The organism is Streptomyces sp. E2N166 (assembly GCF_003671715.1).
GTDB lineage: Bacteria > Actinomycetota > Actinomycetes > Streptomycetales > Streptomycetaceae > Streptomyces > Streptomyces thinghirensis.
On record NZ_RAIF01000032.1, the window covers coordinates 1417912 to 1444528 of the forward strand.

A 26617-nucleotide genomic window follows, 5' to 3' on the forward strand; every position below is an offset into this window, starting at 1 on the left:
GCCCGGCACCGCACGCGCGGCGACCCTCCGACTGGCCGTCCACATGCGGGACTTCGCCTCGTTCGTCGGCTGGCACGACGACCTGCACCGCTACTGCGACCTGCTGGCGGAGACGCTCACCGAGGACGGCGCCCCCGCCCTTCAGTGGGGCGTCAGCCGTTCGTGACCACTGAAGTCAGCCGTTCGTGACGACCGTCGTCGTCACGGTCACCGCGATGATCGCCGTCAGCGCGTCCTCCGCGGCCTTCACGACGTGGCGCACCGCCGTCGCGGACCACCGCCCCCGCGAGACCGACTCCATGGCCGCCTCGACCCGGCGCGCGTCGGCGTCGGGGAAGGCGAGACGGTGCAGCTTCGCTCCGTGCAGGAGAGCGACCAGGCTCGCCGTACGCTCGTCCGGCGCCGCGCCCGACAGGACGACCGCGTCAAGGCGCTGCCGCACCGCAGCCTCCACCGAGCCGTCGGCCTCCGGATAGCGGCGCACGGGAAAGAGACCGAGCACCTTCTTCTTCTCCTCCCGGACCAGCCCCTTGTCGATCAGGCCCGTGTTCGCCCGGGCAACGGCGTCGGTCTTGAGCCGGTTGATCCAGTCCTTGGGGCTGCCCGGCCGGTCCTTGCCGGCGACGGCTTCGAGCGCGGCGTCCAGGGCGGGCTCGCCCAGCGGCGTGGCGTCCACGACGGTGACCTTGTCGTCCGTCACGTCGATCCGGCCGGCCAGCGCGAGTTCCACCAGCGAGGCCGCGGCGATCGCCGGGGCGACCTTCGCCGACTCCCTGGCGGTGCCGGACTCGTCGTCCAGCGAGATGAGCAGGAGCTGCTCGCCCAGGGTGGTGGGGGCTTCCGTGGGGGCTTCCATGTGTCCGTTCCTCCGGTGTCCGGGTGGGGCCGGGCGTCGGCGACGAAGATCCTCGCCTACGTTCTCTGGGACGCCCCTACCCGTACTTCCGTTCCCGCACCACCGGTCTTCGCCGCCGGTCCTCACCGACGGGGCGGCCGTGTCGGCGTGCCCGTGCCGTATCGGATCGGTGAGGATGGAGGGCCCGTCGGCCGACCCGAGGACGCAGTCATGTGCTGGAGCGCGGAGGCCGACCTCGTCGCGGGTGTCGGGATCGCCGCCGTCGGTGTGGCCTGCGTGACGCGGGCACGACGGGGCCGTGACCTGCCGCTGGCCGCGCTGCCCCTGCTGCTCGGAGTGCACCAGATGGTCGAGGCGGCGGTCTGGGCCTCGGACGGAGGGAGCGGACCGGCCACCCTCGCCTGGACGGTCATGGCCCTGCCACTGCTGGCGCTCTGGGTGCCGGCGGGCGTGCTGTGCGCCGCGCCACGGTCCGCGCGCCGCGGGCTGACCGTGCCGCTCGCCGTCGGAGTCGCGACCGCGGCGGTGCTCGCGTACGTACTCGCCACGCGCCCGGTGCGGGCGGAGATCCGCGGCCGCACCGTCGGCTACGTGGTGGACCTGCCCCACGCCCCGGTGCTGATCGTGGGCTACCTCGTCGCCACGGTCGGCTCGCTGCTGCTGTCCGGCGACCGGGGCCTGCGCGTGCTGGGGACCCTGGCCGGCGCGGGCGCGCTGCTCTGCTGGGCCCTGTGGCGGATGGAGTTCGTCTCCACCTGGTGCGCGTTCGCGGCGGTGTGCTCGGTGGTCCTGCTCGGCTGGGTGAACGCGCGCCGGGCGAGGTGAGCGGGTCAGCGTCCTCGCAGGGCGTCGAGTGCCTGCAGTGCCACGTGGAGTTCGGTGCGCTGCTCGCCGGATTCGAGATCGCGGCCGAGCAACCGTTCGATCGTGCGCAGCCGTTGGTAGACGGTCTCCCGGGACACACCGATGGCGCGGGCGGCGACGGTCTTGTTGCCGGCGGCGTCCAGGTATCCGCGCAGGGTCGTCAGGAGGCCGGTGCCGTGGCGGGCGTCGTGGTCGAGGAGCCGGCCCAACTGCCGCTCCGCGTAATCCTGCACCCGGGTGTCCTCGCGGAGCGCGAACAGCAGGCGGCGCAGACCGATGTCCGACCGTTCGTGGAAGGAGCGGTCCGGGGGGAGGGGCTGTTCCGGCCCGGTCGCCTCGGCCACCCGGGCCGCCTCGCGGAAGGAGCGGGCGACGTCGGCGAGGTCCGTGGCCGGAGGGCCGGTGCACACGGTCGCGCCCGGGGCCGGGCCCAGTGCGGTGCGGCTCAGCCGCTCGACGGCCTGCCTCCAGGGCCGGGACGGGCGCAGCGCCAGCAGAACGCCGAGCCGGGCGGGACCGAGGAGGCCGACGAGTGCCGGGGCCCCCGTGGCGCTCAGTTCCTCGGCGAGGTGGACCTCGATCCTGGCGGTGTCCGCTGCCGCCGGGACGTCCACGAGTACGGCGACGAAGCGAGCGTGCTCCGTGGGCAGCCCCAGCGCCGCGACCCGGGCGCGGGCGTCCGCGGGGGAGCGGTGGCGCTGCTCGACCAGGTCGCGCAGGGCGTTGCGGTGCGCGGTGCGTTCCCAGGGCGTGGGGTGGGTGAGACGGGCGATGGTGAGGGCCATCGCGGTCCGCTCCAGCACGGTGACGTCCTCGGGCCCGAAGACCGGTGACGCGGCCGAGCCGGACGGGCCGGGGAGCATGGCCACCCGTCCCCAGCCCTCGCCCTGGTACTCCACCGGGGCCACGAGCCAGCCCTCGGGGCCGCGCAGACCGGTGCGGTCGGCGGGCGGGGTGGCCCGGGAACGCCGTTCCCAGTCGGTGAGCGCGGCCTCCGTCGTACTGCCGGAGGGTTCGCAGACCATCGCTCGGTGGACCAGGTTCTCCAGCACGACCGTGTGCCCGCTCATCTCCGCGGCGGCGCGCAGCACGTCCTCGGGGCCGGCGCCGCGCAGGGTGAGGGCGGTGAACGCCTCATGGACGCGCTGGGTCCTGCGCATCGCGTCCGCCTGGCTGCCCAGGATCAGCGTGTGGACGACCTGGGTCACCTCCAGGAAGTTGACGTCCTCGGCGAGGGTGACGAGAGGCAGGCCGCGCGACCGGCAGGCCTGGACCAGGGCGTCGGGCGGCCGGTGGTAGCGGCGGACGAGTTCGATGACGAGGGCCGCGGCACCCACGTCGGCCAGTTCGTCCACGTAGCGGCGTACACCGGCGGGGTCGTCGGGCAGCGGCATGCCGGTGGTGAGGACGAGTTCGCCGCCCTTGAGGAAGGAGGCCGGGTCCGTCAGTTCGGTGATGTGCACCCAGCGGACCGGACGGTCGGTGCGGTCCCGGCCGGTCACCACCCGCGGATCCCCGCCGGCCAGGACGGGCAGCGCCAGCACGTCGGCCACGGTGAGCGGACGGCCCGCCGGTACCGGGCCTCTGCGCTGGTTCTCGCTCACGGTGCCTCCCTGCCCCCGCCACTCTGACAAGCCGCGCTGACCTGCGCAAGGGCGCCGATGCGGCGGCCGTGACACGGGTGCCGGAGGCGGTGGGACCGCGTCGGTTGACACATCGTCCGGATACCGCGCCCCGGCCGGACAGATCACGCGTTGTCCGGCCGTGGACCGCGGGCATGCTCGGGGAACCGCAGCACAACCGACGACCAGGCCGGGAGACGAGCATGACCGCACTGTCGCCGCACCTTCGCCAGGCCACGCCCGTGGTGGCCGTCCGGGGCGAGGGCGTCCACATCCATGGCGAGGACGGCCGCCGCTATCTGGACTTCACCGCCGGCATCGGAGTCACCAGCACCGGACACTGCCACCCCAGGGTCGTGGCCGCCGCCCAGGAGCAGGTGGCCACGCTGGTCCACGGTCAGTACACGACCGTCATGCACCCGCCGCTGCGGCACCTCGTCGACAAGCTCGGAGAGGTGCTGCCGGCCGGTCTGGACAGCCTGTTCTTCACCAACTCCGGCAGCGAGGCGGTGGAGGCGGCGCTGCGCCTGGCCCGCCAGGCCACCGGCCGGCCGAACGTCGTGGTGTGCCACGGCGGTTTCCACGGCCGTACCGTCGCCGCCGCCTCCATGACCACCTCCGGCACCCGCTTCCGGTCGGGCTTCTCACCACTGATGAGCGGCGTGGTCGTCACCCCCTTCCCGACGGCCTACCGCTACGGCTGGGACGAGGAGACCGCCACCCGCTTCGCCCTCCGGGAGCTCGACTACACCCTCCAGACCATCTCCTCGCCCGCCGACACCGCCGCCGTCATCGTCGAGCCGGTGCTCGGTGAGGGCGGGTACGTCCCCGCGACCCGCGCCTTCATGGAGGGCCTGCGGGAACGCGCGGACCGGCACGGTTTCCTGCTGATCCTGGACGAGGTGCAGACCGGCGTGGGCCGCACCGGCCGGTTCTGGGGCCACGAGCACTTCGGCGTCAGCCCGGACATCCTCGTCACCGCCAAGGGCCTGGCCAGCGGATTCCCGCTGTCCGGGATCGCCGCGTCCGAGGAGCTGATGCGCAAGGCGTGGGCGGGCTCGCAGGGGGGCACGTACGGCGCCAACGCGGTGGCGTGCGCGGCGGCCTGCGCCACGCTCGACGTCGTACGCGACGAGAAGCTCGTGGAGAACGCCGAGACGATGGGGGCGCGGCTGCGTCACGGGCTGGAGACGGTGGCGGCCCGGACCCCGGCCATCGGGGACGTGCGCGGACTGGGGCTGATGCTGGGCAGCGAGTTCGTCACCGAGGACGGCGACCCGGACCCCGAGACCGCCGCCCGGGTCCAGCGGGCCGCCGTCGACGAGGGCCTGCTGTTGCTGCTCTGCGGGGCCTGGAACCAGGTGGTCCGGATGATCCCGGCACTGGTGATCGGCGAGTCGGACGTCGACGAGGGGCTCCGGGCGTGGACGGCCGCCGTCGAGGCGGGCACGTCCCGAGCGGCGGACCGATGAACACGGCGAGGAAGGACCTCATGACCGGCACACCGACCCAGCTGTTCATCGGTGGCGCCTGGACCGACGCCGCGGACGGCGCCGTCATGCCCGTGGACGACCCCGCGACCGGCGAGATCCTCTGCCATGTCGCCGACGCGGGCCCCAAGGACGCCCGGTCGGCCCAGGACGCGGCGCTGCGTGCGCAGGAGGAGTGGGCCCGGACGGCGCCGCGGGCGCGCAGCGAGATCCTGCGCCGCGCCTACGAGATCATCCTCGACCGCACGGACGAGCTGGCCCGCCTGATGACGTCCGAGATGGGCAAGCCGCTGACCGAGGCCAGGGGGGAGGCGGCGTACGCGGCGGAGTTCTTCCGCTGGTTCTCCGAGGAGGCCGTGCGCATCGACGGCGGTCACGGCGTCCTTCCCGACGGACGCAACCGCATGCTGCTCTCCCGGCGCCCGGTCGGGCCCTGTCTGCTGATCACACCGTGGAACTTCCCGCTGGCCATGGGCACCCGCAAGATCGGCCCGGCGATCGCGGCCGGCTGCACGATGGTGCTCAAGCCCGCCCCGCAGACCCCGCTCTCCAGCCTGGCCCTGGCCGCCATCCTCAAGGAGGCGGGACTGCCGGACGGGGTGCTGAACGTGATCACCACCTCGCGGGCGGGGGAGGTGTGCGAACCCCTCCTGCGCGGCGGGCGGATCCGCAAGCTGTCCTTCACCGGCTCCACGCAGGTCGGGCGGCTCCTGCTCGCCCAGTGTGCCGACACGGTCGTACGCGCCTCGATGGAGCTGGGCGGCAACGCGCCCTTCATCGTCCTCGACGACGCCGACCTGGACGCGGCCGTCGACGGCGCGATGATCGCCAAGATGCGCAACATGGGTGAGGCGTGCACCGCAGCCAACCGGTTCTTCGTCCACCACTCGGTGGCCGGGGAGTTCGCGCGGAGCCTCGCCCGGCGGATGGAGGCGCTGGTGGTGGGCCCCGGCACCCGGGACGGCGTCGACGTCGGCCCGCTCATCGACGCCGTCGGGCGCGCCAAGGTCGAGGACCTGGTGTCCGACGCGGTGGCGCGCGGCGCGCGGGTCCTCTGCGGCGGCCGTACGCCCGAGGGGCCCGGCTGCTTCTACCCGCCCACGGTGCTCACCGACGTCAGTCCGGACAGCCGCCTGATGGGTACGGAGATCTTCGGCCCCGTGGCGGCGATTCTCACCTTCGACGACGAGGACGAGGTGGTACGCCGCGCCAACGACACCCCCTGGGGGCTCGTCGGCTACGTCTTCACCGAGGGCCTCGACCGGGCCCTGCGCGTCAGCGAACGCCTCGAGGTCGGCATGGTCGGCCTCAACACCGGGCTCGTCTCCAATCCGGCCGCGCCCTTCGGCGGCGTCAAGCAGTCCGGGCTCGGCCGGGAGGGCGGCACGGTGGGGATCGAGGAGTTCCTCGAATACCAGTACATCGCGATGCCGACGGCCCGGTGACCACCCGGGCTTTGCATGGCCATGCGTTGTCATGCATACTCTTCCTATGTCCAAGGTCCTCACCTCCCTTCCCACCGGCGAGCGCGTCGGTATCGCCTTCTCGGGCGGCCTCGACACCTCGGTCGCGGTCGCGTGGATGCGTGACAAGGGCGCCGTCCCCTGCACGTACACCGCCGACATCGGCCAGTACGACGAGCCCGACATCGCCTCGGTGCCCGACCGCGCCAAGACCTACGGCGCCGAGATCGCGCGCCTGGTCGACTGCCGGGCGGCGCTGGTCGAGGAGGGCCTGGCCGCGCTCACCTGCGGGGCGTTCCACATCCGCTCGGGCGGGCGGGCCTACTTCAACACCACGCCGCTGGGCCGTGCCGTCACCGGCACGCTCCTCGTCCGGGCGATGCTCGAGGACGACGTCCAGATCTGGGGCGACGGCTCCACGTTCAAGGGCAACGACATCGAGCGGTTCTACCGGTACGGCCTGCTCGCCAACCCCCAGCTGCGGATCTACAAGCCGTGGCTGGACGCCGACTTCGTGACCGAGCTGGGCGGCCGCAAGGAGATGTCGGAGTGGCTCCTCGCCCACGACCTCCCCTACCGGGACTCCACGGAGAAGGCGTACTCCACCGACGCCAACATCTGGGGCGCCACCCACGAGGCCAAGACGCTGGAGCACCTCGACACCGGCGTGGAGACCGTGGAGCCCATCATGGGCGTGCGGTTCTGGGACCCGTCGGTCGAGATCGCCGCCGAGGACGTCACGATCGGCTTCGACCAGGGCCGCCCGGTGACGGTCAACGGCAAGGAGTTCGCCTCCCCCGTCGACCTGGTGATGGAGGCCAACGCCATCGGCGGCCGCCACGGCATGGGCATGTCCGACCAGATCGAGAACCGGATCATCGAGGCCAAGAGCCGCGGCATCTACGAGGCGCCCGGCATGGCCCTGCTGCACGCGGCCTACGAGCGCCTCGTCAACGCGATCCACAACGAGGACACCCTCGCCCAGTACCACACCGAGGGACGGCGCCTGGGCCGGCTGATGTACGAGGGCCGCTGGCTGGACCCGCAGTCGCTGATGATCCGAGAGTCGCTCCAGCGCTGGGTCGGCTCGGCCGTCACCGGCGAGGTCACGCTGCGGCTGCGGCGCGGTGAGGACTACTCGATCCTCGACACCACGGGCCCGGCGTTCAGCTACCACCCGGACAAGCTGTCGATGGAGCGCACCGAGGACTCCGCGTTCGGCCCGGTGGACCGGATCGGCCAGCTCACCATGCGCAACCTCGACATCGCCGACTCCCGCGCCAAGCTGGAGCAGTACGCCGGGCTGGGTCTGATCGGCACCGCCAACCCCGCCATCGGTGCCGCCCAGGCCGCCTCGACCGGGCTGATCGGCGCCATGCCCGAGGGCGGCGCGCAGGCCATCGCCTCGCGCGGCGAGGTCTCCGGCGACGACGAGTTGCTGGACCGCGCAGCCATGGAGTTCGGCACGGACTGATCCGTCCCCCTCCCTCCGGGGACCCCTCACCGGCAAGGGCCGGCTCGACGCCTACGGGCGTCGAGCCGGCCCTTCTGTTTCTCGTCCCGGCGCATGACTTGCGTGCGCGACGAGGTTCGCACGGCAACTTCTCCCCCCGATGGCGTCTACTTCCCAGTTCAACGTGAACGCAAGAGGTCTGCAAGCGACGCAAACTGCTTACGTGTCAAATTCCGCCGTAACGAGGGCCGTTGACAAACAGGTGACGCGATAGAAATCTGATGACGCACTTTCCGCAAAGAATCGACTGTACTGCTCAATTGGCGCGCATGGTCGGTACTTCCCCTCACCGTCGACCTGTCGCGCTCCCCGACTCCCCACGGAACAGAGGACCCCCATGAGATGGAGATCCCTCGGCCGACGGTCGCTGACGGGCACCGTCGTGGCCGGGCTGATGACGGCCGGGCTGCTCCCGCTGCCCTTCGCGGCCGGCGCGCACGCCGCGACGGCCGCCGCCGACGTCAACCTCGCCCTCGGCCGTCCGGCCACGGCGGGCGGCTCGCACGGCGCGTACCCGGCCGGCAACACCACCGACGGCACCCAGGCGTCCTACTGGGAGGGTCCGGCCGGCTCCTTCCCCCAGTGGGTGCAGGTCGACCTCGGCGAGGCCCGCAACGTCGAACGGGTGGTCCTGAAACTGCCCGCCGGCTGGGAGAGCCGCAGCCAGACCCTCTCCCTCCAGGGCAGCACCGACGGCTCCACCTTCAGCGCGCTCGCCGGCCCGGCCGCACGGGCGTTCAGCCCGGACCGGACCAACACCGTCGCCGTCGACCTCGCCTCCCCCTCCGACGCCCGCTACGTCCGCGTCCACGTCACCGGCAACACCGGCTGGAACGCCGCACAGCTCGCCGAACTGGAGGTGTACGGCGAGGAAGTGGTCACCGAGCCGCCACCCACCGGCACCAACCTGGCCCGCAACAAGCCGGTCGAGGCCACCTCGTCGGTGCACTCCTACGTCGCGGCCAACGCCACCGACGACTCCACCTCCACCTACTGGGAAGCGGCCGGCCACCCCGCCGACCTCACCGTGCGGCTCGGCGCCGACGCGGACATCAGCGCCGTGGTCGCCAAGCTCGACCCGGACCCCGTCTGGGCCGCCCGTACCCAGAGCATCCAGGTGCTCGGCCGTGCGCAGGGCCAGAGCGACTTCACCTCGCTGCGCGCCCGCGCCGACTACTCCTTCAGTCCGGGCGAGGACAACACGGTGACCATCCCGGTCACCGGGCGTGTGTCCGACGTGCGGCTCAGGTTCTTCTCCAACACCGGCGCGCCCGGCGGTCAGGTCGCCGAGTTCCAGGTCGTCGGCACCGCCGCGCCCGCGCCCGACCTGACCGTCACCGGCCTCGACTGGTCACCCGCGGACCCCTCCGAGCGGGACGAGGTCACCGTGAACGCCACGGTCCGCAACGCCGGCACCGCGCGTTCGGCCGCGACGACCGCGGACGTCACCGTGGAGGGAACGGCCGCCGGCAGCGCGGAGATACCCGCGCTCGGCCCCGGTGAGTCCGCCGAGGTCGCCGTCGCCACCGGCACCCACGCGGCCGGCGACTACGCGGTCGCCGCGGTGGCCGACCCGCGCGACAGGGTCGCCGAACTGGACGATTCCAACAACAGCCGCACCGCCTCCGACCGGCTGGTCGTCGGCCGGGCCCCCGGACCCGACCTGGAGGTGCGCTCCATCACCTCCAACCCGGCCAACCCGGCCGTGGGCGCGAAGGTCTCCTTCACGGTCGCCGTGCACAACCGCGGCACGAGCGCCGTCGTGGCCGGCTCGGTGACCCGGCTCCAGGCCGGCACCACCATCCTGAACGGCACGACCGCCGAGGTGGCCGCCGGTGCCACGGTGAACGTGCCGATCAGCGGCACCTGGACGGCGGCAAGTGGCGGCGTCACCCTCAGCGCGACCGCCGACGCGACCGGCGTCGTCACCGAGACCAACGAGAACAACAACGTGCTCGCCGAGTCCCTCGTCGTCGGACGCGGCGCCGCCGTGCCGTACACCGAGTACGAGGCGGAGGACGGTCGTCACAACGGCACCCTGCTCACCACCGACGCCAAGCGCACCTTCGGGCACACCAACTTCGGCACCGAGTCGTCCGGGCGCAAGTCCGTCCGGCTCGACTCGACCGGTGAGTACGTCGAGTTCACCTCCACCACACCCGCCAACTCCATCGTGGTGCGCAACTCCGTCCCCGACGCCCCCGGCGGCGGGGGAGCGGAAGCCACGATCAGCCTCTACGCCGACGGCGACTTCGTGCGGAAGCTGACCCTGTCGTCCAAGCACAGCTGGCTGTACGGCAACACCGACGACCCCGAGGGCCTCACCAACCGGCCCGGCGGCGACGCGCGGCGGCTGTTCGACGAGTCCCACGCGCTGCTGGACCGGACCTTCCCGCAGGGCACCGAGTTCCGCCTCCAGCGCGACGCCGGCGACTCGGCCGCCTTCCACGTCATCGACCTGATCGACCTGGAGCAGGTCGCGCCCCCGGCGCCCAAGCCGGCGAACTGCGCCTCGATCACCGAGTACGGGGCCGTCCCCGGCGACGGACTCGACGACACCGACGCCATCCAGCGTGCCGTCAGCGCCGACCAGGAGGGCGAGATCCCCTGCGTGTGGATCCCGGCCGGGCAGTGGCGCCAGGAGCAGAAGATCCTCACCGACGACCCGCAGAACCGCGGCCAGCACAATCAGGTCGGCATCCGCGACGTCACCATTCGCGGCGCGGGCATGTGGCACTCCCAGCTCCACACCCTGACCCCGCCGCACGAGGCCGGCGGCATCAACCACCCGCACGAGGGCAACTTCGGCTTCGACATCGACGACAACACCCAGATCTCCGACATCGCCATCTTCGGCTCGGGCACCATCCGCGGCGGTGACGGCAACCACGAGGGCGGCGTCGGCCTCAACGGCCGCTTCGGCGAGGACACCAAGATCACCAACGTGTGGATCGAGCACGCCAACGTCGGCGTCTGGGCCGGCCGCGACTACTCGAACATCCCCGAGCTGTGGGGACCCGGTGACGGTCTGGAGTTCACCGGCATGCGCATCCGCAACACCTACGCCGACGGCGTCAACTTCGCCAACGGCACCCGCGACTCCACGGTCTACAACTCCTCCTTCCGCAACACCGGCGACGACTCACTCGCGGTGTGGGCCAGCAAGTACGTGAAGGACACCTCCGTGGACGTCGGCCACGACAACCACTTCCGCAACAACACGATCCAGCTCCCGTGGCGGGCCAACGGCATCGCGGTCTACGGCGGCTACGGCAACACCATCGAGAACAACGTCGTCTCCGACACGATGAACTACCCCGGCATCATGCTCGCCACCGACCACGACCCGCTGCCCTTCTCCGGGCAGACCCTCATCGCGGGCAACGCCCTGCACCGGACGGGCGGCGCGTTCTGGAACGAGGACCAGGAGTTCGGCGCCATCACCCTCTTCGCGCAGGGGCAGGACATCCCCGGCGTGACCATCCGGGACACCGACGTCCTCGACTCGACCTATGACGGCATCCAGTTCAAGACGGGAGGCGGTGCGATGCCGGACGTGAAGATCCAGAACGTCCGCATCGACAAGTCCAACAACGGATCGGGCATCCTCGCGATGGGCGGCGCCCGGGGCAGCGCCACCCTGACCGACGTCACGATCACCAACTCGGCCGAGGAGGACGTGACGATCGAGCCGGGATCCCAGTTCGAGATCAACCGGTGAGGTCAGCCGGCGGTCCAGCCGGGGACCGCCGGCAACACCCGCTCGGCGACGCGGAGCACCATCGCGTCGTCGGGCGGCATACCGTCCTCGCGCCAGACGGAGAGCTCGTAGGAGCCGCCGCTGTCCTTCGCGTCCTGGGCCACCAGCAGGCTGCGGGCGATGCCGCCCGGGCCGGATTCCGCCCCGTCGCCGCCGAAGGAGATGGCGATGGTCCGGTTCGAGTAGAGGGCCGCCGCGTGGCCCAGGACCTTCTTCGCCTGCGCGGCCTCTCCCAGGAGGTCGGCCGTCCCGGCGACCGAGAGATCGTCGTAGGACGCCGAGAGCTTCACCGTGTAGGTCTCGAACCTGACGGTCGCCTCGGGCGCCGGAATCTTCCTGCCGTCGGCGAGTTCGGCCGACCCGTCGTCGCCGTAGGCGTTCTGCGCCGGCTCCTCGGGCGTTCCCAGAAGCGCCGGCAGGTCCGGACGGTTCAGCGCCGTGCACAGCTGCATCCCGGACAGGCGCTTCGGCGGCGGGGCGTCGTCCGTGGCCGAGCAGGTGGCCGGCCCCCGTTTCCCGGCGCTCTGCGCGTCGGCCCGCGCGATGGTCCACATGCCGCCCGCCAGCGCACCGACCAGTACCACCGCGGTGATCGCCTGCGCCGCCGCGCTCATGCCCTTCTCGGGTCTCGCGGAATCGTCCGTCATGTCCCCTGCCCCCCGTCTGACGTGCGCGTTCCTTGCGCGTCGCGGAGCCTATCCGGTGATCGTCCGACGGGGAAGCGCGAATCGTCCGCAAGGCGTTCGGCGTTGAGTTCCGCGACCGCGCCGAGCGCGTCGCCGATCGTCGCGTAGTCCACCGCGATGAAGTTGACCGGTCTGCCGCGCTGCCGCTCACAGGTGTGCGCCCGCTCCAGCACCCGCTGCCGGGAGTTGACGAGCCCGGCGTCCAGCCGCAGCCCGCCGCCGGCCGTGACGAAGTGGTTGAGCAGGAACAGCCGCTTGTCGGCTCCGCCCCGGTTCGGCAGGCAGGACATCTCGTCCGGGCTGCGGAACGCGAACGGCGTCTCCATGCCGTACCGGTAGAGGTTCCGGTACCACGGCGCGGGCCCGTCGGCCTTCTCCGCGAAGACGACCAGGCGCCGGCCGCTGTCGATCATGTCGCCCAGCTTCGGCCACGGCCGGTCCGGGTCCGCGTCCGGCTCGAACAGCAGGTCGGACAGGCCGGCCTGCCGGAAGGCGCTCTGGGACGCCACGGAGTCGACGCCGTCCTGGAGGATCAGGGTGACGACCTCCGTGGGGTTCGCGCGCAGCCAGTCGCCGATCTGGTGCAGTGCGGGTGTCAGTTCGAGAGCCCCCGCGCCGCACACCGAGTGGCACAGCCACATCCCCGGGTGGGGCGGGTTCACCCGCTCCAGGATCGAGGTGAGCCGGCGACGCAGGGCCGAGGAGAAGTCCGAGGTGCTCAGCCGTTCCGCGACCTCCTCGGGCCGCTCCCAGCGGTGGGTGTCGAGAAGCAGGACCCGTACCCCGGCGTTGAGCTGACCGACGATGTCCGGGTCCTGGAGGGGGCCGATGAACCGGTCCGCCGTCGTGGCCATCGCGTTGTGCGACGCGAGCTGGGCGATCTCGTCGTAGCGGGCGTCGCACAGCTCGGCGCTGCCCTGGCAGATGCGCGGTGAGGAGCCGGTGATCGCCACCGGCGCCAGCATCGTGCCCACGAGCGCGCACGCCGTGACGGCGAAGGTCAGGGTGGGGCCGTGCCGCGGATCGGTGAGCACCGGCACGCCGGGCCTGGTCTGCCAGACCCAGCCGACGGTGATCAGCAGGGCGCCGGCGGCGAGCAGGATCACCGCGACGACGGTCGCGCTGGTCAGGAGCTGGTCGACGGCGGTGGCCCGAATGTCGCCGAGGAGATCCGAAGCCGACGGGGGCCACGCCGCGGGCGTGTCGAACAGTGCGTCCCCCAGTGTGAGACGCAGCAGGAGCACCGACAGCGCCATCACCGAGGCGGCGGCGGTCGGCACCCAGCCGAGAGGCATCAGCCGGCGCTTGGTGGGGCCGGGCGTGAGGAACCACAGCAGGGTGAGCGCGGCGGCGCAGAGCATGGCCGCCACCGGTTCCACCACCTCCTGGAAGAGACGGGTGACGGAACGTGCGCGGTCCACCGGGGCCAGCGCCTCGTGCGAGGGGTCGAGGTCGACGGTGATGACCCAGGCGCCCCTGCCCGCGTCCCGCAGCAGCTCCGCGGCGGCTGCCCGGACCTGGTCCGTCAGCGCGACCGGCGCGACCGCGGCCAGTGCCGCCACCACGTCACCCCGGTCCAGTGCCGTCTGCACCGTGGGTCTGGTGATGGCGCGCGCGTCCGGCGGCACCAGTCGCATCAGCGCGTCCGTGGCCGCGACCGCCTGGCCGTGGGAGAGCGGCAGCGACGGCAGGCCCTCCAGCGGCGCCTCGCCGGCCACCACCTGCGCCGCCAGTTCGGACAGGCGCTGCACGAAGGCCTGGAAGTCCGGTTCGGACCGTTGCTGGAGGGCGGCGACGGCGTCACCGAAGTAGGCCCGGCTGAGCCGTTCGACGTTCGCGACGACGGGCTCCAGGTCCACCGTGACCCGAAGCCGGTCGCGGTCCCCCTCCAGGTACTGGATCACCTCGGCGATCTGCCGGTCACCCATGGCCCGAAGGGTCTCCGGAGGAATCACGACCTTGAGGTTCGAGGTGATGGTCGACTGCGGAACGGGCAGTCGGTCCAGCAGTTCCCGGGCCAGCGGCGTACTGTCCGGGTCGACCAGCACCTCGTCGTAGAACCGCTGGTAGGCCCGCTCGTCCTCCAGTACCTGGCCGTAGAACTTCGGATCGAGCACGGTGCTGCGCACGACGGCGGCCGCGGCCAGGACGGTCAGGCTCAGCACCGCGACGCACCAGACCAGCACCTCGACCCGGTGCGAGCGCCGAACCAGTGCGTCCATGGCCCCATTCTCGTTTCGGCCGACCGTCGTGCGACACGGCGTCCGAGTGGAGAACGCCATCACACTCATGCCCCGGCCCGGTCGGGCGATACCGGTCAGCCTCCGCTCAGAGCTTCCTCCACGGCGACGCTCGGCTGGGGGTGCACGCAGCGCCCGCGGTGTCCGCCGGGACCGCCCGTCCCCGCCGGGGAGGCGGTGGCGCACGCGTCGTCCGCCTTCCCGGCAGCGAGTGCGGAACGGGCAGCCGGAGGGCGGTCCGGTGGCCGAGGGGCGGCGGGAGCCGTGCCCCACCGCCCCTTACACACACCGCTCCGTCCGGGGATCAGGCCGCCGGGGCCGGGTACGTCGGGTACTCGACCCCGGAGACGTGCTGCACGACGCGCACGACCTGGCAGGAGTAGCCGAACTCGTTGTCGTACCAGAGGTAGAGGATCGCGTTGTCGCCCTCGACCTTCAGCGCGCCGGCGTCCACGATCGAGGCGTGGCGCGAGCCGATGAAGTCGCTGGAGACCGCGTCGGGGGCGCTGATGAAGTCGATCTGGCGCTTGAGCGGCGAGGTCAGCGACACGTCGCGCAGGTGGTCGAGGACCTCCTCGCGGCTCGCCTCGCGGGCGAGCTGCAGGTTGAGGATCGCGATCGACACGTCCGGCACCGGGACGCGGATCGAGCTGCCGGTGATCTTCGCCTTGAGGTCCGGGAGGGCCTTCGCCACGGCGGAGGCGGCACCCGTCTCGGTGATGACCATGTTCAGCGGCGCGCTGCGGCCGCGGCGGTCCGACTTGTGGTAGTTGTCCAGCAGGTTCTGGTCGTTGGTGAACGAGTGGACCGTCTCCACGTGGCCGCGCAGCACGCCGTACTCGTCGGCCATCGCCTTCAGCGGCGGGACGATCGCGTTGGTGGTGCAGGACGCGCAGGACAGGATCCGCTCGTCCGGCTTGATGGTGTCGTGGTTGACGCCGTGCACGATGTTGGGGACGTCGCCCTTGCCCGGCGCGGTCAGGACGACCTTGTCGATGCCGGGGCGCAGGTGCTTCGAAAGGCCCTCGCGGTCGCGCCACTTGCCGGTGTTGTCGATGAGGATGGCGTTCTTGATGCCGTACGCCGTGTAGTCGACCTGCGTCGGGTCGTCGGCGTAGATCACCTTGATGGCGTTGCCGTTGGCGAGGATCGTGCTGTTGTCCTCGTCGACGGTGATCGTGCCCTGGAACTGACCGTGCACGGAGTCGCGGCGCAGCAGCGAGGCGCGCTTGACGAGATCCTGCTCCCCGCCGCCCCGGACCACGATGGCACGCAGTCGCAGGCCGTTGCCCGAGCCCGCCTTCTCGATGAGCAGGCGGGCGACGAGCCGGCCGATGCGGCCGAAGCCGTACAGGACGACGTCGCGCCCCTCGCGCCGGTCGATCTTGTTGGCGCCCGTGGCCCCGGCGACGGCGTCGGCGGTGAACTCCTCCACCGTCAGCCCGCGGTCGTCGCTCTTGTAGGTCGCGGCGAGCATGCCGATGTCGATCTGCGAGGGACCGAGGTCGAGCGTGGTGAGGGCCCGCAGGAAGGGCATCGTCTCGGTGACCGACAGCTCCGCACCGGCGATCTGGCGGGCGAAGCGGTGGGTCTTGAGGATGCTGACCACAGACTTGTTCACCAGGGAACGGCTGTGCAGCAGGATCGTGACGTCCTGCTCCCGGTGCAGCTTCCCGATCATCGGGATCATCGATTCCGCGATCTCTTCGCGGTTCTTCCAGTTGGTGAACGAGTCGTCGTTGGCAGTCACGTCTCTATCTTTCGAGCTAGGCGGCGCTCATATGCTAACCCGACCGCCCTTCTGATCGATCAAGTGGGCCCCATGCTGATCAGATGAGTGCCGGTGGAGGCCGACGGGCGCCGGCCCTCGAACGCCCGCCGGCCCGACCCGCCTCAGCGTGTGCCGCTCCAGGAGTGGGCGACGTCCACGACCACACGGCCGTCCAGTGCCAGTACTCGGAAGGGCAGCCGGGCACGGACGCCGAGACCGATCTGTGTCTCGCCCTCGAAGCTGCCGGCGAACCGGGTGTCCCTGAAGGTGCGGTACCCGGTGAGGTCGACATCCGGCAGAGGCCGGCCGGTCCGGCCCGGATAGGTGGGGGCGCCGGTGTCGGGGCGGTATCCGGGCGCGGCGACCCGGACCTCCAGGACGGCTCCGCCGCCGACCGCGATCGGGCGGCCCGAACCGTCCTGGTGCAGCCGGTCGACGTACCGGACGAAGTGGCCGAGGTGATCGGCGTCCGCCCCGGGCACGTCGACGACCATGCGGTCGAAGCACGCGTGGCGCCCGGTCCTGACGTCCCGCACGGGCGTCGTCGTGCCCGCGACGCGGGTCTTGTCCCGGCTGCCCCAGCCGGTGGGGCACGCCGTGGTGTGCGCGGCGTTCCGCACGGTGCTCCGCGCGTCGGCGGCCGGGGCCGCGTCGGCCGCGACCGTGGCCGTTCCCAAGGCGGCGCCCGTGAGCAGTACCGCCAACCATGCTGATCTGCTTCGTCGCACTGTGTCCCCCCAGGGTGTGGATGTTCCGGTATTGGGTGAGACGAGCGAATTGACCGGAAGGTTGCACTGTCAGCGGGGCGGTCGGCGACTTCGACGGGGGAAGGGGAGCGAGGGGCCCCGCTCGAACCCGGCCGGCCCGGCGCCCGGCATCGAACATGATTGCGCCCTGGGCGTTCGGGTACGCGAGCCTGGACCGCCCCGTGCCGATCATCGGGCGGGCCCACCACCGTCGCTACCAGGGATCTGCCATGGAAACACCCGCGAACGACAACTCCGTCTCGCCCGCCCAGCGGGCGCTGGACGCACTTGCCGAGAACACCGAGGACACGACGGCGCTCGACACGCTCGCGAGCAGCGACGTCCTCGTCCCGGTACCCGACGACGCGAACGACCAGGACGCCGCCGACCCCGGGATGCTGGCACTGCCGGTGCTGGAGCAGCAGGGCGGCCGCCAGGTGGTGCCCGTGTTCACCTCGGAGCTGGAGATGGCCGACCTGCTGCCGTACGTCTCCCGCTACCGCATGGTGCCGCTGGGCGCCCTCGCCGCGCAGTGGCCGGCCGACGACCTGTCCCTGTCCATCGACGCGGGCTCGGAGCACCGCCTCACGCTCACGTCGGACGGCGTGCGTACTCTGCTGGCCCGTCCCTAGAGGGCCGCTCCCGTCCCTAGGGGCGGGAGTCCTCCACGTCGCCGAGCATGCGGGCCAGTGCGGCCCGCTGCAGCGGCAGTACCTCGGTGTGCAGGGCCCGGCCGCTGCGCGTCAGGGCGACGTACACACCGCGGCGGTCCTCCGCGCACATCGACCGCTCCACCAGCCCGTCCTTCTCCAGCCGGGCGATGAGCCGGGACAGCGCGCTCTGGCTCAGGTGGACCCGGCCGACCAGGTTCTGCACCCGGCACTGGGCGCCCTCCTCGGGCGCCTCGGTCACCAGGAGGTCGAGCACCTCGAAGTCGCTCGCGCCCAGACCGTGCGGGTGCAGTACGCGGTCGATCTCGCACATCGTGCGCGCGTGCACCGAGAGGATCTCCCGCCACCGCTCCTCGAGCCGCCCACCGGCCGTCTTGACTGCCATACCTGCACGGTAGCACCGAAGCGACCATTCCTTGTTTGTGCAACTAGTGTGCGTGCAAGGACCGGCGGAGCGGTGCGGAGGGGCGACCGGCTCGTTCAGGCCGAGTCGCGCTTCACCAGCTCCGTCGGCAGGATCACCGCCGCCGGGTCGTCTCCGCCGATCTGGGCCAGCAGCACCCGGACCATCTCCGCGCTGATCCGGTCCCAGGGCTGCCGGATGGTGGTCAGCTCGGGACTGGCGGCGACCGCCGCGGGAGAGTCGTCGAAACCGCCCACCGCCACGTCCTCGGGCACCCGCCGCCCCGCCCGTTGCAGCGCCGCCAGCACGCCCTGCGCCATCAGGTCCGACGCCACGAACACGGCGTCCACGTCCGGTGCCTGCGCCAGCAGCCGCTCCGCCCCCGCCTCACCGCTGGCCCGGCTGTAGTCGCCCGGGACGACGAGCCGTTCGTCCACGGCGACGCCCGCCTCGCCGAGCACCTCCCGGTACCCGGCCAGGCGCTCCACACCGCCGGGGGTGTCGAGCGGGCCGGTGACCACACCCACCCGCCGTCGCCCCAGCGACAGCAGATGGCGGACCATGTCCCGGGCCCCGTCCCGGTCGTCGGCGGCCACGTAACTCACCTTCGAACCCAGCCCGATCGGCTTGCCGCACGCCACCAGCGGCACACCCGCCGCGCGCAGTTCCTCGGCGACCGGGTCCCCGGAGTGGCTGGAGACCAGCAGCACGCCGTCGACGTGCCCCGCCGTGATGTACCGCGTTATGCGCCGCCGCTCGTCCTCCGTACCGGCCAGCATCAGCAGCAGCGGCACGTCGTGCGCGGCCAGAGCCTGGGTACAGCCGCGCAGCAGGACGTTGAAGTTGGGGTCCTCGAAGAACCGCTCCTGCGGCTCGGTGAGCAGGAAGCCCACCGAGTCGGACCGCCCGGTGATCAGCGACCGGGCGTGCCGGTTGACGACGTAACCCGTCCTGCGGATGGCCGCGTTGACCGCCTCCTGGGCGGCCGGGCTGACGTAGTGCCCGCCGTTGAGCACCCGTGACACCGTGCCCCGCGACACTCCCGCCTCGCGCGCCACGTCGTGGATCGTGGGCGGTCGGCGCCGGCCCCCCGTGTTGCTCATGGTCATGACTTTACGGCCCCGGAGAGCAGGTCGAGGCTCCAGAACCGCTGGACGACCAGGAAGAGGGCGACGAGCGGCAGCACCGCGAGGAAGGCGCCGGTGATCACCAGCGTGTAGAGCGCGGGTGTGTTCGCGCCCTGCTCCAGCAGTGTGTACAGACCGAGCGTGATCGGGAACTTCTCGTCGTCGCTGAGCATGATGTAGGGCAGCAGGAAGTTGTTCCACACGGCCACGAACTGGAACAGGAACACCGTCACCAGCCCCGGCACCATCATCGGCAGCGCGACCCGGGTGAAGATCCGCCACTCGCTCGCCCCGTCCATCCGCCCGGCTTCCACCACGTCGGCGGGCACGGCCGCCGCGGCGTAGATGCGCGCCAGGTAGACGCCGTAGGGGGAGAGGATCTGGGGGAGCAGCACGGCCAGGTACGAGTCCGTCAGGTTCGCCTCGGCCAGCAGCAGGTACTGCGGCACGGCGAGGATCACCGGCGGCATCAGGACCCCCGCCAGCAGCACGTTGAACAGCGTCTCCCGGCCGCGGAATCGGTACGTGGCAAGCGCGTAGCCGCTGAGCGCCGACACGACCGTGGACAGCAGGGCGCCGAGACCGGCGTAGAGGGCCGAGTTGGCCATCCACTGCCAGTAGACGCCGTCCCGGTAGGCGCTCAGGTCGCTCACGTTGTCGGCGAAGCCCGTGCCCGGCAGGAAGGTGAAGGTGGAGAACAGTTCGCTGCCCGACTTGGTGGCCGCGATGACCACCCAGGTCACCGGCAGCAGGCAGTAGACCGCGCCGAGCAGCAGGGTGAGCGTCGGAACCGGCGCGATGCGGCGGCGCCGCGGCGGGCCCTGGACCGTGCCGGGCGTGGTGCCCGCCGCCGGCCGCGTCTTGCGTACGGCGAGAGAACTCATCGTGCTGCCTCCTGTTTGTCGCGACGGTTCGCCGCGCGCAGAAACCCGAAGGACAGCACCAGGGTGACGAGCGCGATGATCGCCGCCTGGGCGGCGGCGGCGTGGATGTCACCCTTGCCGAAGGCGTCCTGGTACACCTTCATCAGCGGACTCCAGGTGGTGGACACGGAGTTGGTGAGCGGTTTGAGGGTGGTCGGCTCGTTGAACACCTGGAGCGTGGCGATGATCGAGAAGAAGAACGTCAGCACCAGCGACGGCGCCACCATCGGGATCTTGATCCGCAGCGCGATCTGCAGCGGGGAGGCACCGTCCAGCTTCGCCGCCTCGTACACCTCGGCCGGGATGGCCCGCAGCGACGTGTAGATGACGATCATGTTGAAGCCGGTACCGCCCCAGACGGCGATGTTCGCCAGGGCGAGGTAGAGCGGACCGCCGTCCAGCAGGTCCGGCTGCGGCAGACCGAGCCGGTCGAGAACGAAGTAGAAGGGGCTGACGTCCGGCAGGTACAGGAATCCCCACAGCAGCGCCGCCACCACGCCGGGAATGGCGTACGGCAGGAAGATCGCGAGCCGGGTGACCGGGGTGAACCGCACCTTCTCGGAGTCGAGCATCAGGGCGAACAGCAGGGCGAGGCCCAGCATCACCGGCACGACGACGCAGCCGTAACCCAGGACGCGCAGCGCCCCGTCCAGCAGCTCGCTGTCGGTGAGGGCGTCGGTGTAGTTCTGGAGACCGGCCCACACCTCCTCGCGCGCCCCGGCGCCCAGCCCGAGCCCGGAGACCTCCACCTTGCGGAAGCTGAGGTAGACGGCGTAGCCGATGGGCAGCGCGAAGAAGAGCAGGAACAGGGCGATCGCGGGGATCAGGAAGGCATACGGGGCGCCCTTGGCCCCGTACGGCCTCCGGCGTGCCGTCGTACTGGTCACCGGGCGACCTCGAAGCCCTGCTTCTTCAGGTCGGCGACCGTCTCCTCCTGCATGGTGCCCAGGGCGGCGGTGAAGTCCGACTTGTTCTTCGCGGCGGCGCCGAACGCGTCCTTGAAGGCCGTGTAGGCGACGTTGACGTTGGGGCCCCAGGCCGAGGGTGCCGTCGTCCTCGCGATGGCGGCGGCGTTGGTGTAGAAGTCCGGCTGGTCGGCGAAGAACTCCGGAGGGTTGGAGAAGGCACCGCTGAGCTGGGCGGAGGTGGAGGCCGGGTAGATGCCTCCCTCCCTGGCCAGGGCGCTGAGCGCGTCGCCGTCGGTGTTCAGCCACTGGGCGAACTCGGCGGCGGCGTCCTTGTGCTCGGAGTCGGTGGTGACGCCGGTGGAGGAGCCGCCCCAGCTGCCGGTGCGGTTCTCGCTGTCGGACCACTGGGGGAGCGGGGCCATGGCCCACTTGCCCTTGGTGTCGGGCGCGGCCGTGGTCAGCGTGCCGGGCGCCCACACGGCGCTGACCCAGGCGATCTGCTTGCCGGTGTTGAGCGCCTTGTTCCAGGCCGGGGTGTACATCGGCTGGTTGTCGACGGCGCCCTCCTCGACGAGGCCGCCCCAGAAGTCCGCGACCTTCTTCGTCGCCGCGTCGTCGATGCCGACCTTCCACTTGTCGCCCTCGGTCGTCCACCACCGGGCGCCCGCCTGCTGGGCGAGGCCCGCGAAGAGGCCGGAGTCGTTGGCGGAGAAGGTGGTGAGGTCCTTTTCGGGCGCCGCCTTCTTCAGCTCGCGCGCGGTCTCGGCGAACTCGTCCCAGGTGGCCGGGACCTTGAGGTCGTACTTCTTGAACAGGTCCTCGCGGTAGTAGAACATCATCGGCCCGATGTCCTGCGGGACGGCGTAGACGGCGTCCGTGCCCAGTGTGGTCTGCTGCCACACTCCCTCGGCGAACTTGCCCTTCACGTCGCCGACCTCGCCCGATATGTCGGCGAGCGCGTCGTTGCTGACGAGGGTGGGCAGCGCCTGGTACTCGGCCTGCACCAGGTCGGGCCCCTGGCCGGCCTTGTGGGCGGTGAGGATCTTGGTGACCAGCGTGTCGCCGGACGCCTGCTTCTTCACCGTGACCGTGATCTGCTGCTCCTTGCCCGGCCCCTTGTTCCAAAGGTCGACGACCTTGTCCATGCCGGGCGTCCAGGTCCAGTACGTCAGCGAGACCGGGCCCGACTGGGCGTCGCCGCCGTCGCCGGAGGAGCCGCAGGCGGCGAGGGTGGTGGCTCCGAGGGCGGCGGCGACGGCCGAGGTCACCAGGCGACGGCGCTTCGTGTACGGCATGGAACTCTCCCCTGACCTGGGGTCTCCGCCTGTTGCGAAGACCTGCCATGCTTCTGTGAGCGTTCACAGTAGAGAAACATCCCGGACACTTGTCAATGGTTGTTGCTGTGCGGTTATGTTGGGCTCGCACCGCCGACAGTGTGTGTGCACGTTCCCAATTGATCGATCACATCGGGAGACCATCCATGCCGGAGACCACCCCCAGGGGCCTGGCCGGGCTCGCCTTCGGCGGGGACTACAACCCCGAGCAGTGGCCGGAGGAGACCTGGCAGGAGGACGTCCGGCTGATGCGCGAGGCCGGCGTCACGATGGTGAGCGCCGGGATCTTCTCCTGGGCGCTGCTGGAACCCGCTCCCGGCACCTACGACTTCGGCTGGCTGGACCGCCTCCTCGACCTGCTGTACGACAACGGCATCCGCGCCGACCTCGGCACGCCCACCGTCGCCCCGCCCGCCTGGTTCTACCGGGCCCACCCCGAGGCGCTGCCCGTGACCGCCGAGGGGGTGCGGTACGAGTTCGGCTCCCGGGGCGCCATCTGCCACAGCAACGCCGACTACCGCGCCGCCGCCGCGAACATCACCACCAGGCTCGCGGAGCGCTACGGCACCCACCCGGCCCTCGCGCTCTGGCACGTCCACAACGAGTACGGCGTCCCCGTCTCCGCCTGCTACTGCGACTCCTGCGCCGCACACTTCCGCCGCTGGCTGGCGACGACATACGGCACCGTCGACGCCGTCAACGAGGCCTGGGGCACCGCCTTCTGGGGACAGCGCTACGCGGACCTCGACCAGATCAACCCGCCGCGCGCGACCCCGACGGTGGGCAACCCGGCCCAGGCGCTGGACTACAAGCGCTTCGCCGACGCCACCATGCGCGAGAACTTCCGCGCCGAGCGGGACATCCTGCACCGCCTCTCACCCGGCGTCCCCGTCACCACCAACTTCATGACCGCGCTCAGCCAGTGCGACTCCGTCGACTACTGGGCCTGGGGCCGCGAGGTCGACCTGGTCACCAACGACCACTACCTGATCACCGACGGCCGCCGCACCCATGTCAACCTCGCCATGGCCGCCGACCTCACCCGTTCCGTCGCGGGCGGCGCACCGTGGCTGTTGCTCGAACACTCCACCTCGGGCGTCAACTGGCAGCCCCGCAACCCCGCCAAGGCCCCCGGTCAGATGGCCCGCAACTCCCTCGGCCACGTGGCCCGCGGCTCCGAGGGCGCCATGTTCTTCCAGTGGCGGCAGTCGAGGCGCGGGGCCGAGAAGTTCCACTCGGCGATGCTGCCGCACGGCGGAACCGGGACACGCGTCTGGCGCGAGGTGACCGAACTGGGCGCCTCGATCGGCTCACTGGCCCCCGTCCGCGGCACCCGCACCGAAGCCGACGCGGCCATGGTCTGGGACTGGCAGTCCTGGTGGGCGCAGAACCTCCAGTGGCGTCCCAGCGAGGACCACGACCCCCGCGAACGCGCCGACGCCTTCTACGAAGCCCTCTACGACCGCCACCTGACCGTCGACTTCGCCCACCCGGAAGCCGACTTGTCGGCCTATCCACTTGTCGTCGTTCCCGCGCTGTACCTCGCCACCGAGGCGGCCGGGAACAACCTCCGCGAATACGTCGACAACGGCGGCACCCTCGTCGTCTCGTACTTCTCCGGCATCGTCGACGAGCACGACGCCGTCCACGACGGCCCCTATCCGGGCGCGCTCAGAGACGTGCTGGGCCTCACCGTAGAGGAGTTCTCACCCCTGCTCGCGGGCGAGCGGGTCGGGCTCACCGGCCCGGACGGCTACGGGCAGACCGGCGACGTGTGGACGGAGTTCGTCGTGCCGCGCGGCGCCGAGCCGGTGTGGACGTACACCGACGGCCTCACCGCGGGCCACCCGGCCGTCACCCGCCACCGCCTCGGCAAGGGCACCGCCTGGTACGTCTCCACCCGCCTCGGCGCCGAAGGCCTGGACGCCGTCCTCGGCCGGGCGGCCGAGGACGCGCGCATCGGCCCTCGTGCCGACCTGCCCCGAGACGTCGAAGTGGTGCGCCGCACCGGCGAGTCGGGCACCTACCTGTTCGCGATCAATCACACCGCCTCGGACGCCAAAGTGCCGCTGGACGCGCACGGCACCGAACTGCTCACCGGGGAGCGCGCCGCGGGCCGCCTCGCGGTCCCGGCCGGCGCCGTGCGGATCGTACGGCTCGACGGTCAGGGGGTGTCGTCCGAATCTGGCGGAGCCGAGCGAGGCGCCGTGCCCTTGAAGCGGACCTGATCCAAACGGCACCCTCCCAGCCCCGGTTCCCGCTGTTTCCCGCCCCATCACCGAGCCGAAGGGACCACGGACGACGATGTTCCATCCCAGACACACTCTCAAGCCCCGACGCACCCTCAAGGCCCTGCTGCCGCTCCTCGTGGCCGGGCTCGCCCTCACCGCCCTGCCGGCCCGGACCGCCCATGCGGCGAGCACCCTCGCCAACGGCGGCTTCGAGACCGACGCCGGCGGCGCGGCCACGCCCGCAGGCTGGTCCGAGTACGGCTCGACCGGAGCCTCGTACACCGAGGCCGGTGGCCACGGCGGCGGCAACCGCCTGAGTCACTGGTCCTCGTCCGCGTACAAGGTCGAGACGTACCAGTACCTCTCCGGGCTGGCCAACGGCAGCTACCGGCTGACCGCCTGGGTCCGCTCGGGAGGCGGCCAGAACGCCGCCTGGATAGCCCTGAAGAACTGCGGCGGTGCCGAGCAGCGCACCGGTCTTCCCGTGTCCGCCGGTGGGTGGATCCGGATCGTCGTGCCCGTCAATGTGACCGCCGGTCAGTGCACCGTCAGCATCAACAGTGACGCGAACGCCGGCAACTGGATCAATGTCGACGACCTGACCTTCATGCCGGGGACGTCCTCCGGCCTGCCGGCCAAGGGGGCCGACGTCTCCTCCCTGGCCAAGAGCGAGGCCAGGGGCGGCACCTACCGGACGAGTCCGGGATCGGCGGGCGACGCGCTCGGCATCCTGAAGTCCGCCGGCATGAACTACGCCCGCCTGAAGGTCTGGGTGAACCCGGCCGACGGCTACAACGACAAGGCGCGCGTCCTGGCGACCGCCAAGCGCGTCAAGGACCGGGGCATGAAGCTGCTGGTCGACTTCCACTACTCGGACACCTGGGCCGACCCGGGCGCCCAGAGCAAGCCCGCCGCCTGGGCCGGCCACTCGTACGGCCGGCTGAAGACGGACGTGTACGACCACACCCGCGAGGTACTCAACGCGCTCAAGGCGCAGGGCACCGGCGCCGACATGGTCCAGGTCGGCAACGAGATCAACGGCGGCATGCTGTGGGACGAGGGCTCCACGGACAACTGGACGCAGCTCGCCGGCTTGATCAACAGTGGATACGACGCGGTCAAGAGCGTCGACGCGGCCACCCCCGTCGCGCTGCACCTGGCCAAGGGCGGCGACCTGGCGGGCACCCGCTGGTGGTTCGACAACGCCGTCGCGCACGGTGTCCGGTTCGACGCCATCGGCCTGTCGTACTACGGCTACTGGCACGGCCCGCTGGCCGATTTCCAGACCACCCTGGACGACGCGGCCGCCCGTTACGGCAAGCCGGTCTTCGTCGCCGAGACGGCCTACCCGTTCCGGCTGGACAGCGAGGACGCGCACGAGAACATCATCGACGTCGCCGGCGAGCTGGTCCCCGGCTACCCGGCGACCCCCGCCGGGCAGACGGCGTGGATGAACACGGTGGCGAACATCGTGGAGGCAGTCCCGAACGGCCGCGGCCTCGGCGTCTTCTACTGGGAGGCGACCTGGACCGCCGTCGACGGCAACGGCTGGGACCCCGCCGACCCGTCCTCCGGCAACGGCTGGGAGAACCAGGCCCTGTTCGGCTACGACGACAGGGCGCTGCCGGCCATGGCCTGGTTCCGTCACCGCTGACACCTCCCGTGCCGGACGGGACGGCCCGGTACCGGACAAGGCCCCGGAGTCCCGGACAGCGAGGCCCCGGCTGCGGGACAGTGGAAGGACACGGTACGGGCGGGCCCGGGCGGAGGGAGGACGAGATGCTGAGGACCCCCGTGCACGGCACGCGTCTCGACATCCTGGAGTGGCTCAAGGATCCGGCCGCCCACTTCCCCCCGGAGCACCACGCGGACGTCGTCACGCACGGCGTCCGCGTGGAGCTCGTCGCCGCGAAGCTCGGCGTGTCCCGCCGGGCGGCCGGAACCCACCTCGACCTGCTCGCGAGCATGGGTCTGCTCCGCACCGGCGGAATCCGAGGCCGGACGTACTA

19 protein-coding genes and 1 pseudogene are annotated in these 26617 nt (G+C 71.4%); 9 read left to right on the forward strand and 11 right to left on the reverse strand.

Annotated features, from left to right (window positions below; all coding sequences use genetic code 11):
• Positions 1 to 175 precede the first annotated feature (175 nt).
• Positions 176 to 856: a GPP34 family phosphoprotein gene (locus EBH09_RS33320; protein WP_121750545.1), complete on the reverse strand. Its 681-nt coding sequence runs from the start codon at positions 854 to 856 to the stop codon at positions 176 to 178.
• Between the two features lie 210 nt (positions 857 to 1066).
• Here EBH09_RS33320 and EBH09_RS33325 point away from each other — a divergent pair, with 210 nt between their 5' ends.
• Complete coding sequence (locus tag EBH09_RS33325) at positions 1067 to 1681, forward strand: DUF6629 family protein (protein WP_121750546.1); 615 nt, start codon at positions 1067 to 1069, stop codon at positions 1679 to 1681.
• A 5-nt stretch (positions 1682 to 1686) separates the two neighbouring features.
• On the opposite strand, the gene EBH09_RS33330 is transcribed toward EBH09_RS33325, so the two are convergent.
• A complete protein-coding gene (locus tag EBH09_RS33330; protein WP_193776667.1) occupies positions 1687 to 3324 on the reverse strand; it encodes a PucR family transcriptional regulator in 1638 nt (545 codons plus the stop codon).
• 221 nt (positions 3325 to 3545) lie between these two features.
• Between EBH09_RS33330 and EBH09_RS33335 the strand changes: the two genes are divergently transcribed.
• The 4 genes from EBH09_RS33335 (at position 3546) to EBH09_RS33350 (ending at position 11529) form a co-directional block, all read left to right on the forward strand.
• Positions 3546 to 4814 carry an aminotransferase class III-fold pyridoxal phosphate-dependent enzyme gene (locus EBH09_RS33335; protein ID WP_121750548.1) on the forward strand — a complete coding sequence of 423 codons (1269 nt, stop codon included), beginning with the start codon at positions 3546 to 3548 and terminating at the stop codon, positions 4812 to 4814.
• A gap of 20 nt (positions 4815 to 4834) precedes the next feature.
• On the forward strand, positions 4835 to 6277 hold the full coding sequence (locus tag EBH09_RS33340; protein ID WP_121751135.1) for an NAD-dependent succinate-semialdehyde dehydrogenase: 1443 nt from the start codon (positions 4835 to 4837) through the stop codon (positions 6275 to 6277).
• A 46-nt stretch (positions 6278 to 6323) separates the two neighbouring features.
• Positions 6324 to 7769 (forward strand): argininosuccinate synthase, encoded by a 1446-nt coding sequence (argG, locus tag EBH09_RS33345; RefSeq protein ID WP_121750549.1) that lies wholly within the window; start codon positions 6324 to 6326, stop codon positions 7767 to 7769.
• A gap of 376 nt (positions 7770 to 8145) precedes the next feature.
• On the forward strand, positions 8146 to 11529 hold the full coding sequence (locus EBH09_RS33350) for a CARDB domain-containing protein (RefSeq protein WP_121750550.1): 3384 nt from the start codon (positions 8146 to 8148) through the stop codon (positions 11527 to 11529).
• 2 nt (positions 11530 to 11531) lie between these two features.
• On the opposite strand, the gene EBH09_RS33355 is transcribed toward EBH09_RS33350, so the two are convergent.
• From EBH09_RS33355 to EBH09_RS33370, 4 genes are all read right to left on the reverse strand, one after another.
• Positions 11532 to 12215, reverse strand: a complete 684-nt coding sequence (locus EBH09_RS33355) for a DUF6215 domain-containing protein (RefSeq protein WP_121750551.1) — start codon at positions 12213 to 12215, stop codon at positions 11532 to 11534.
• Positions 12212 to 14476, reverse strand: coding sequence for a PI-PLC domain-containing protein (locus EBH09_RS33360; protein WP_121750552.1), 2265 nt, complete (start codon positions 14474 to 14476; stop codon positions 12212 to 12214). Before EBH09_RS33360 ends, EBH09_RS33355 begins: the two co-directional genes overlap by 4 nt.
• Before the next feature lie 322 nt (positions 14477 to 14798).
• Positions 14799 to 16244 carry a glyceraldehyde-3-phosphate dehydrogenase gene (locus EBH09_RS33365; protein ID WP_121750553.1) on the reverse strand — a complete coding sequence of 482 codons (1446 nt, stop codon included), beginning with the start codon at positions 16242 to 16244 and terminating at the stop codon, positions 14799 to 14801.
• A gap of 143 nt (positions 16245 to 16387) precedes the next feature.
• The gene (locus EBH09_RS33370; protein WP_121751136.1) at positions 16388 to 16960 is read right to left on the reverse strand and encodes a hypothetical protein; all 573 of its coding nucleotides are present in this window, start codon (positions 16958 to 16960) and stop codon (positions 16388 to 16390) included.
• A 281-nt stretch (positions 16961 to 17241) separates the two neighbouring features.
• Here EBH09_RS33370 and EBH09_RS33375 point away from each other — a divergent pair, with 281 nt between their 5' ends.
• Complete coding sequence (locus EBH09_RS33375; protein ID WP_121750554.1) at positions 17242 to 17643, forward strand: SseB family protein; 402 nt, start codon at positions 17242 to 17244, stop codon at positions 17641 to 17643.
• Between the two features lie 16 nt (positions 17644 to 17659).
• Here EBH09_RS33375 and EBH09_RS33380 read toward each other — a convergent pair whose 3' ends face one another.
• The 5 genes from EBH09_RS33380 to EBH09_RS33400 form a co-directional block, all read right to left on the reverse strand.
• Complete coding sequence (locus EBH09_RS33380) at positions 17660 to 18067, reverse strand: MarR family transcriptional regulator (protein ID WP_121750555.1); 408 nt, start codon at positions 18065 to 18067, stop codon at positions 17660 to 17662.
• A 95-nt stretch (positions 18068 to 18162) separates the two neighbouring features.
• Positions 18163 to 19194 (reverse strand): LacI family DNA-binding transcriptional regulator, encoded by a 1032-nt coding sequence (locus EBH09_RS33385; RefSeq protein WP_121750556.1) that lies wholly within the window; start codon positions 19192 to 19194, stop codon positions 18163 to 18165.
• Positions 19191 to 20096, reverse strand: a complete 906-nt coding sequence (locus EBH09_RS33390; RefSeq protein WP_121750557.1) for a carbohydrate ABC transporter permease — start codon at positions 20094 to 20096, stop codon at positions 19191 to 19193. The genes EBH09_RS33385 and EBH09_RS33390 overlap by 4 nt, the downstream gene beginning before the upstream one ends.
• Entirely contained in the window at positions 20093 to 21022 is a 930-nt protein-coding gene (locus tag EBH09_RS33395; RefSeq protein ID WP_121750558.1) for a sugar ABC transporter permease, read from the reverse strand. Before EBH09_RS33395 ends, EBH09_RS33390 begins: the two co-directional genes overlap by 4 nt.
• Positions 21019 to 22338, reverse strand: a complete 1320-nt coding sequence (locus EBH09_RS33400) for an extracellular solute-binding protein (protein WP_121750559.1) — start codon at positions 22336 to 22338, stop codon at positions 21019 to 21021. Before EBH09_RS33400 ends, EBH09_RS33395 begins: the two co-directional genes overlap by 4 nt.
• A 185-nt stretch (positions 22339 to 22523) precedes the next feature.
• Here EBH09_RS33400 and EBH09_RS33405 point away from each other — a divergent pair.
• From EBH09_RS33405 to EBH09_RS33415, 3 genes and pseudogenes are all read left to right on the forward strand, one after another.
• Positions 22524 to 24542 (forward strand): annotated as a pseudogene (locus EBH09_RS33405) (beta-galactosidase); the annotation flags it as partial.
• A 139-nt stretch (positions 24543 to 24681) separates the two neighbouring features.
• Complete coding sequence (locus tag EBH09_RS33410) at positions 24682 to 26262, forward strand: arabinogalactan endo-1,4-beta-galactosidase (protein WP_121750561.1); 1581 nt, start codon at positions 24682 to 24684, stop codon at positions 26260 to 26262.
• Between the two features lie 125 nt (positions 26263 to 26387).
• Positions 26388 to 26617: helix-turn-helix transcriptional regulator (locus EBH09_RS33415; protein ID WP_193776668.1), on the forward strand; the 230-nt coding region annotated here is incomplete at its 3' end.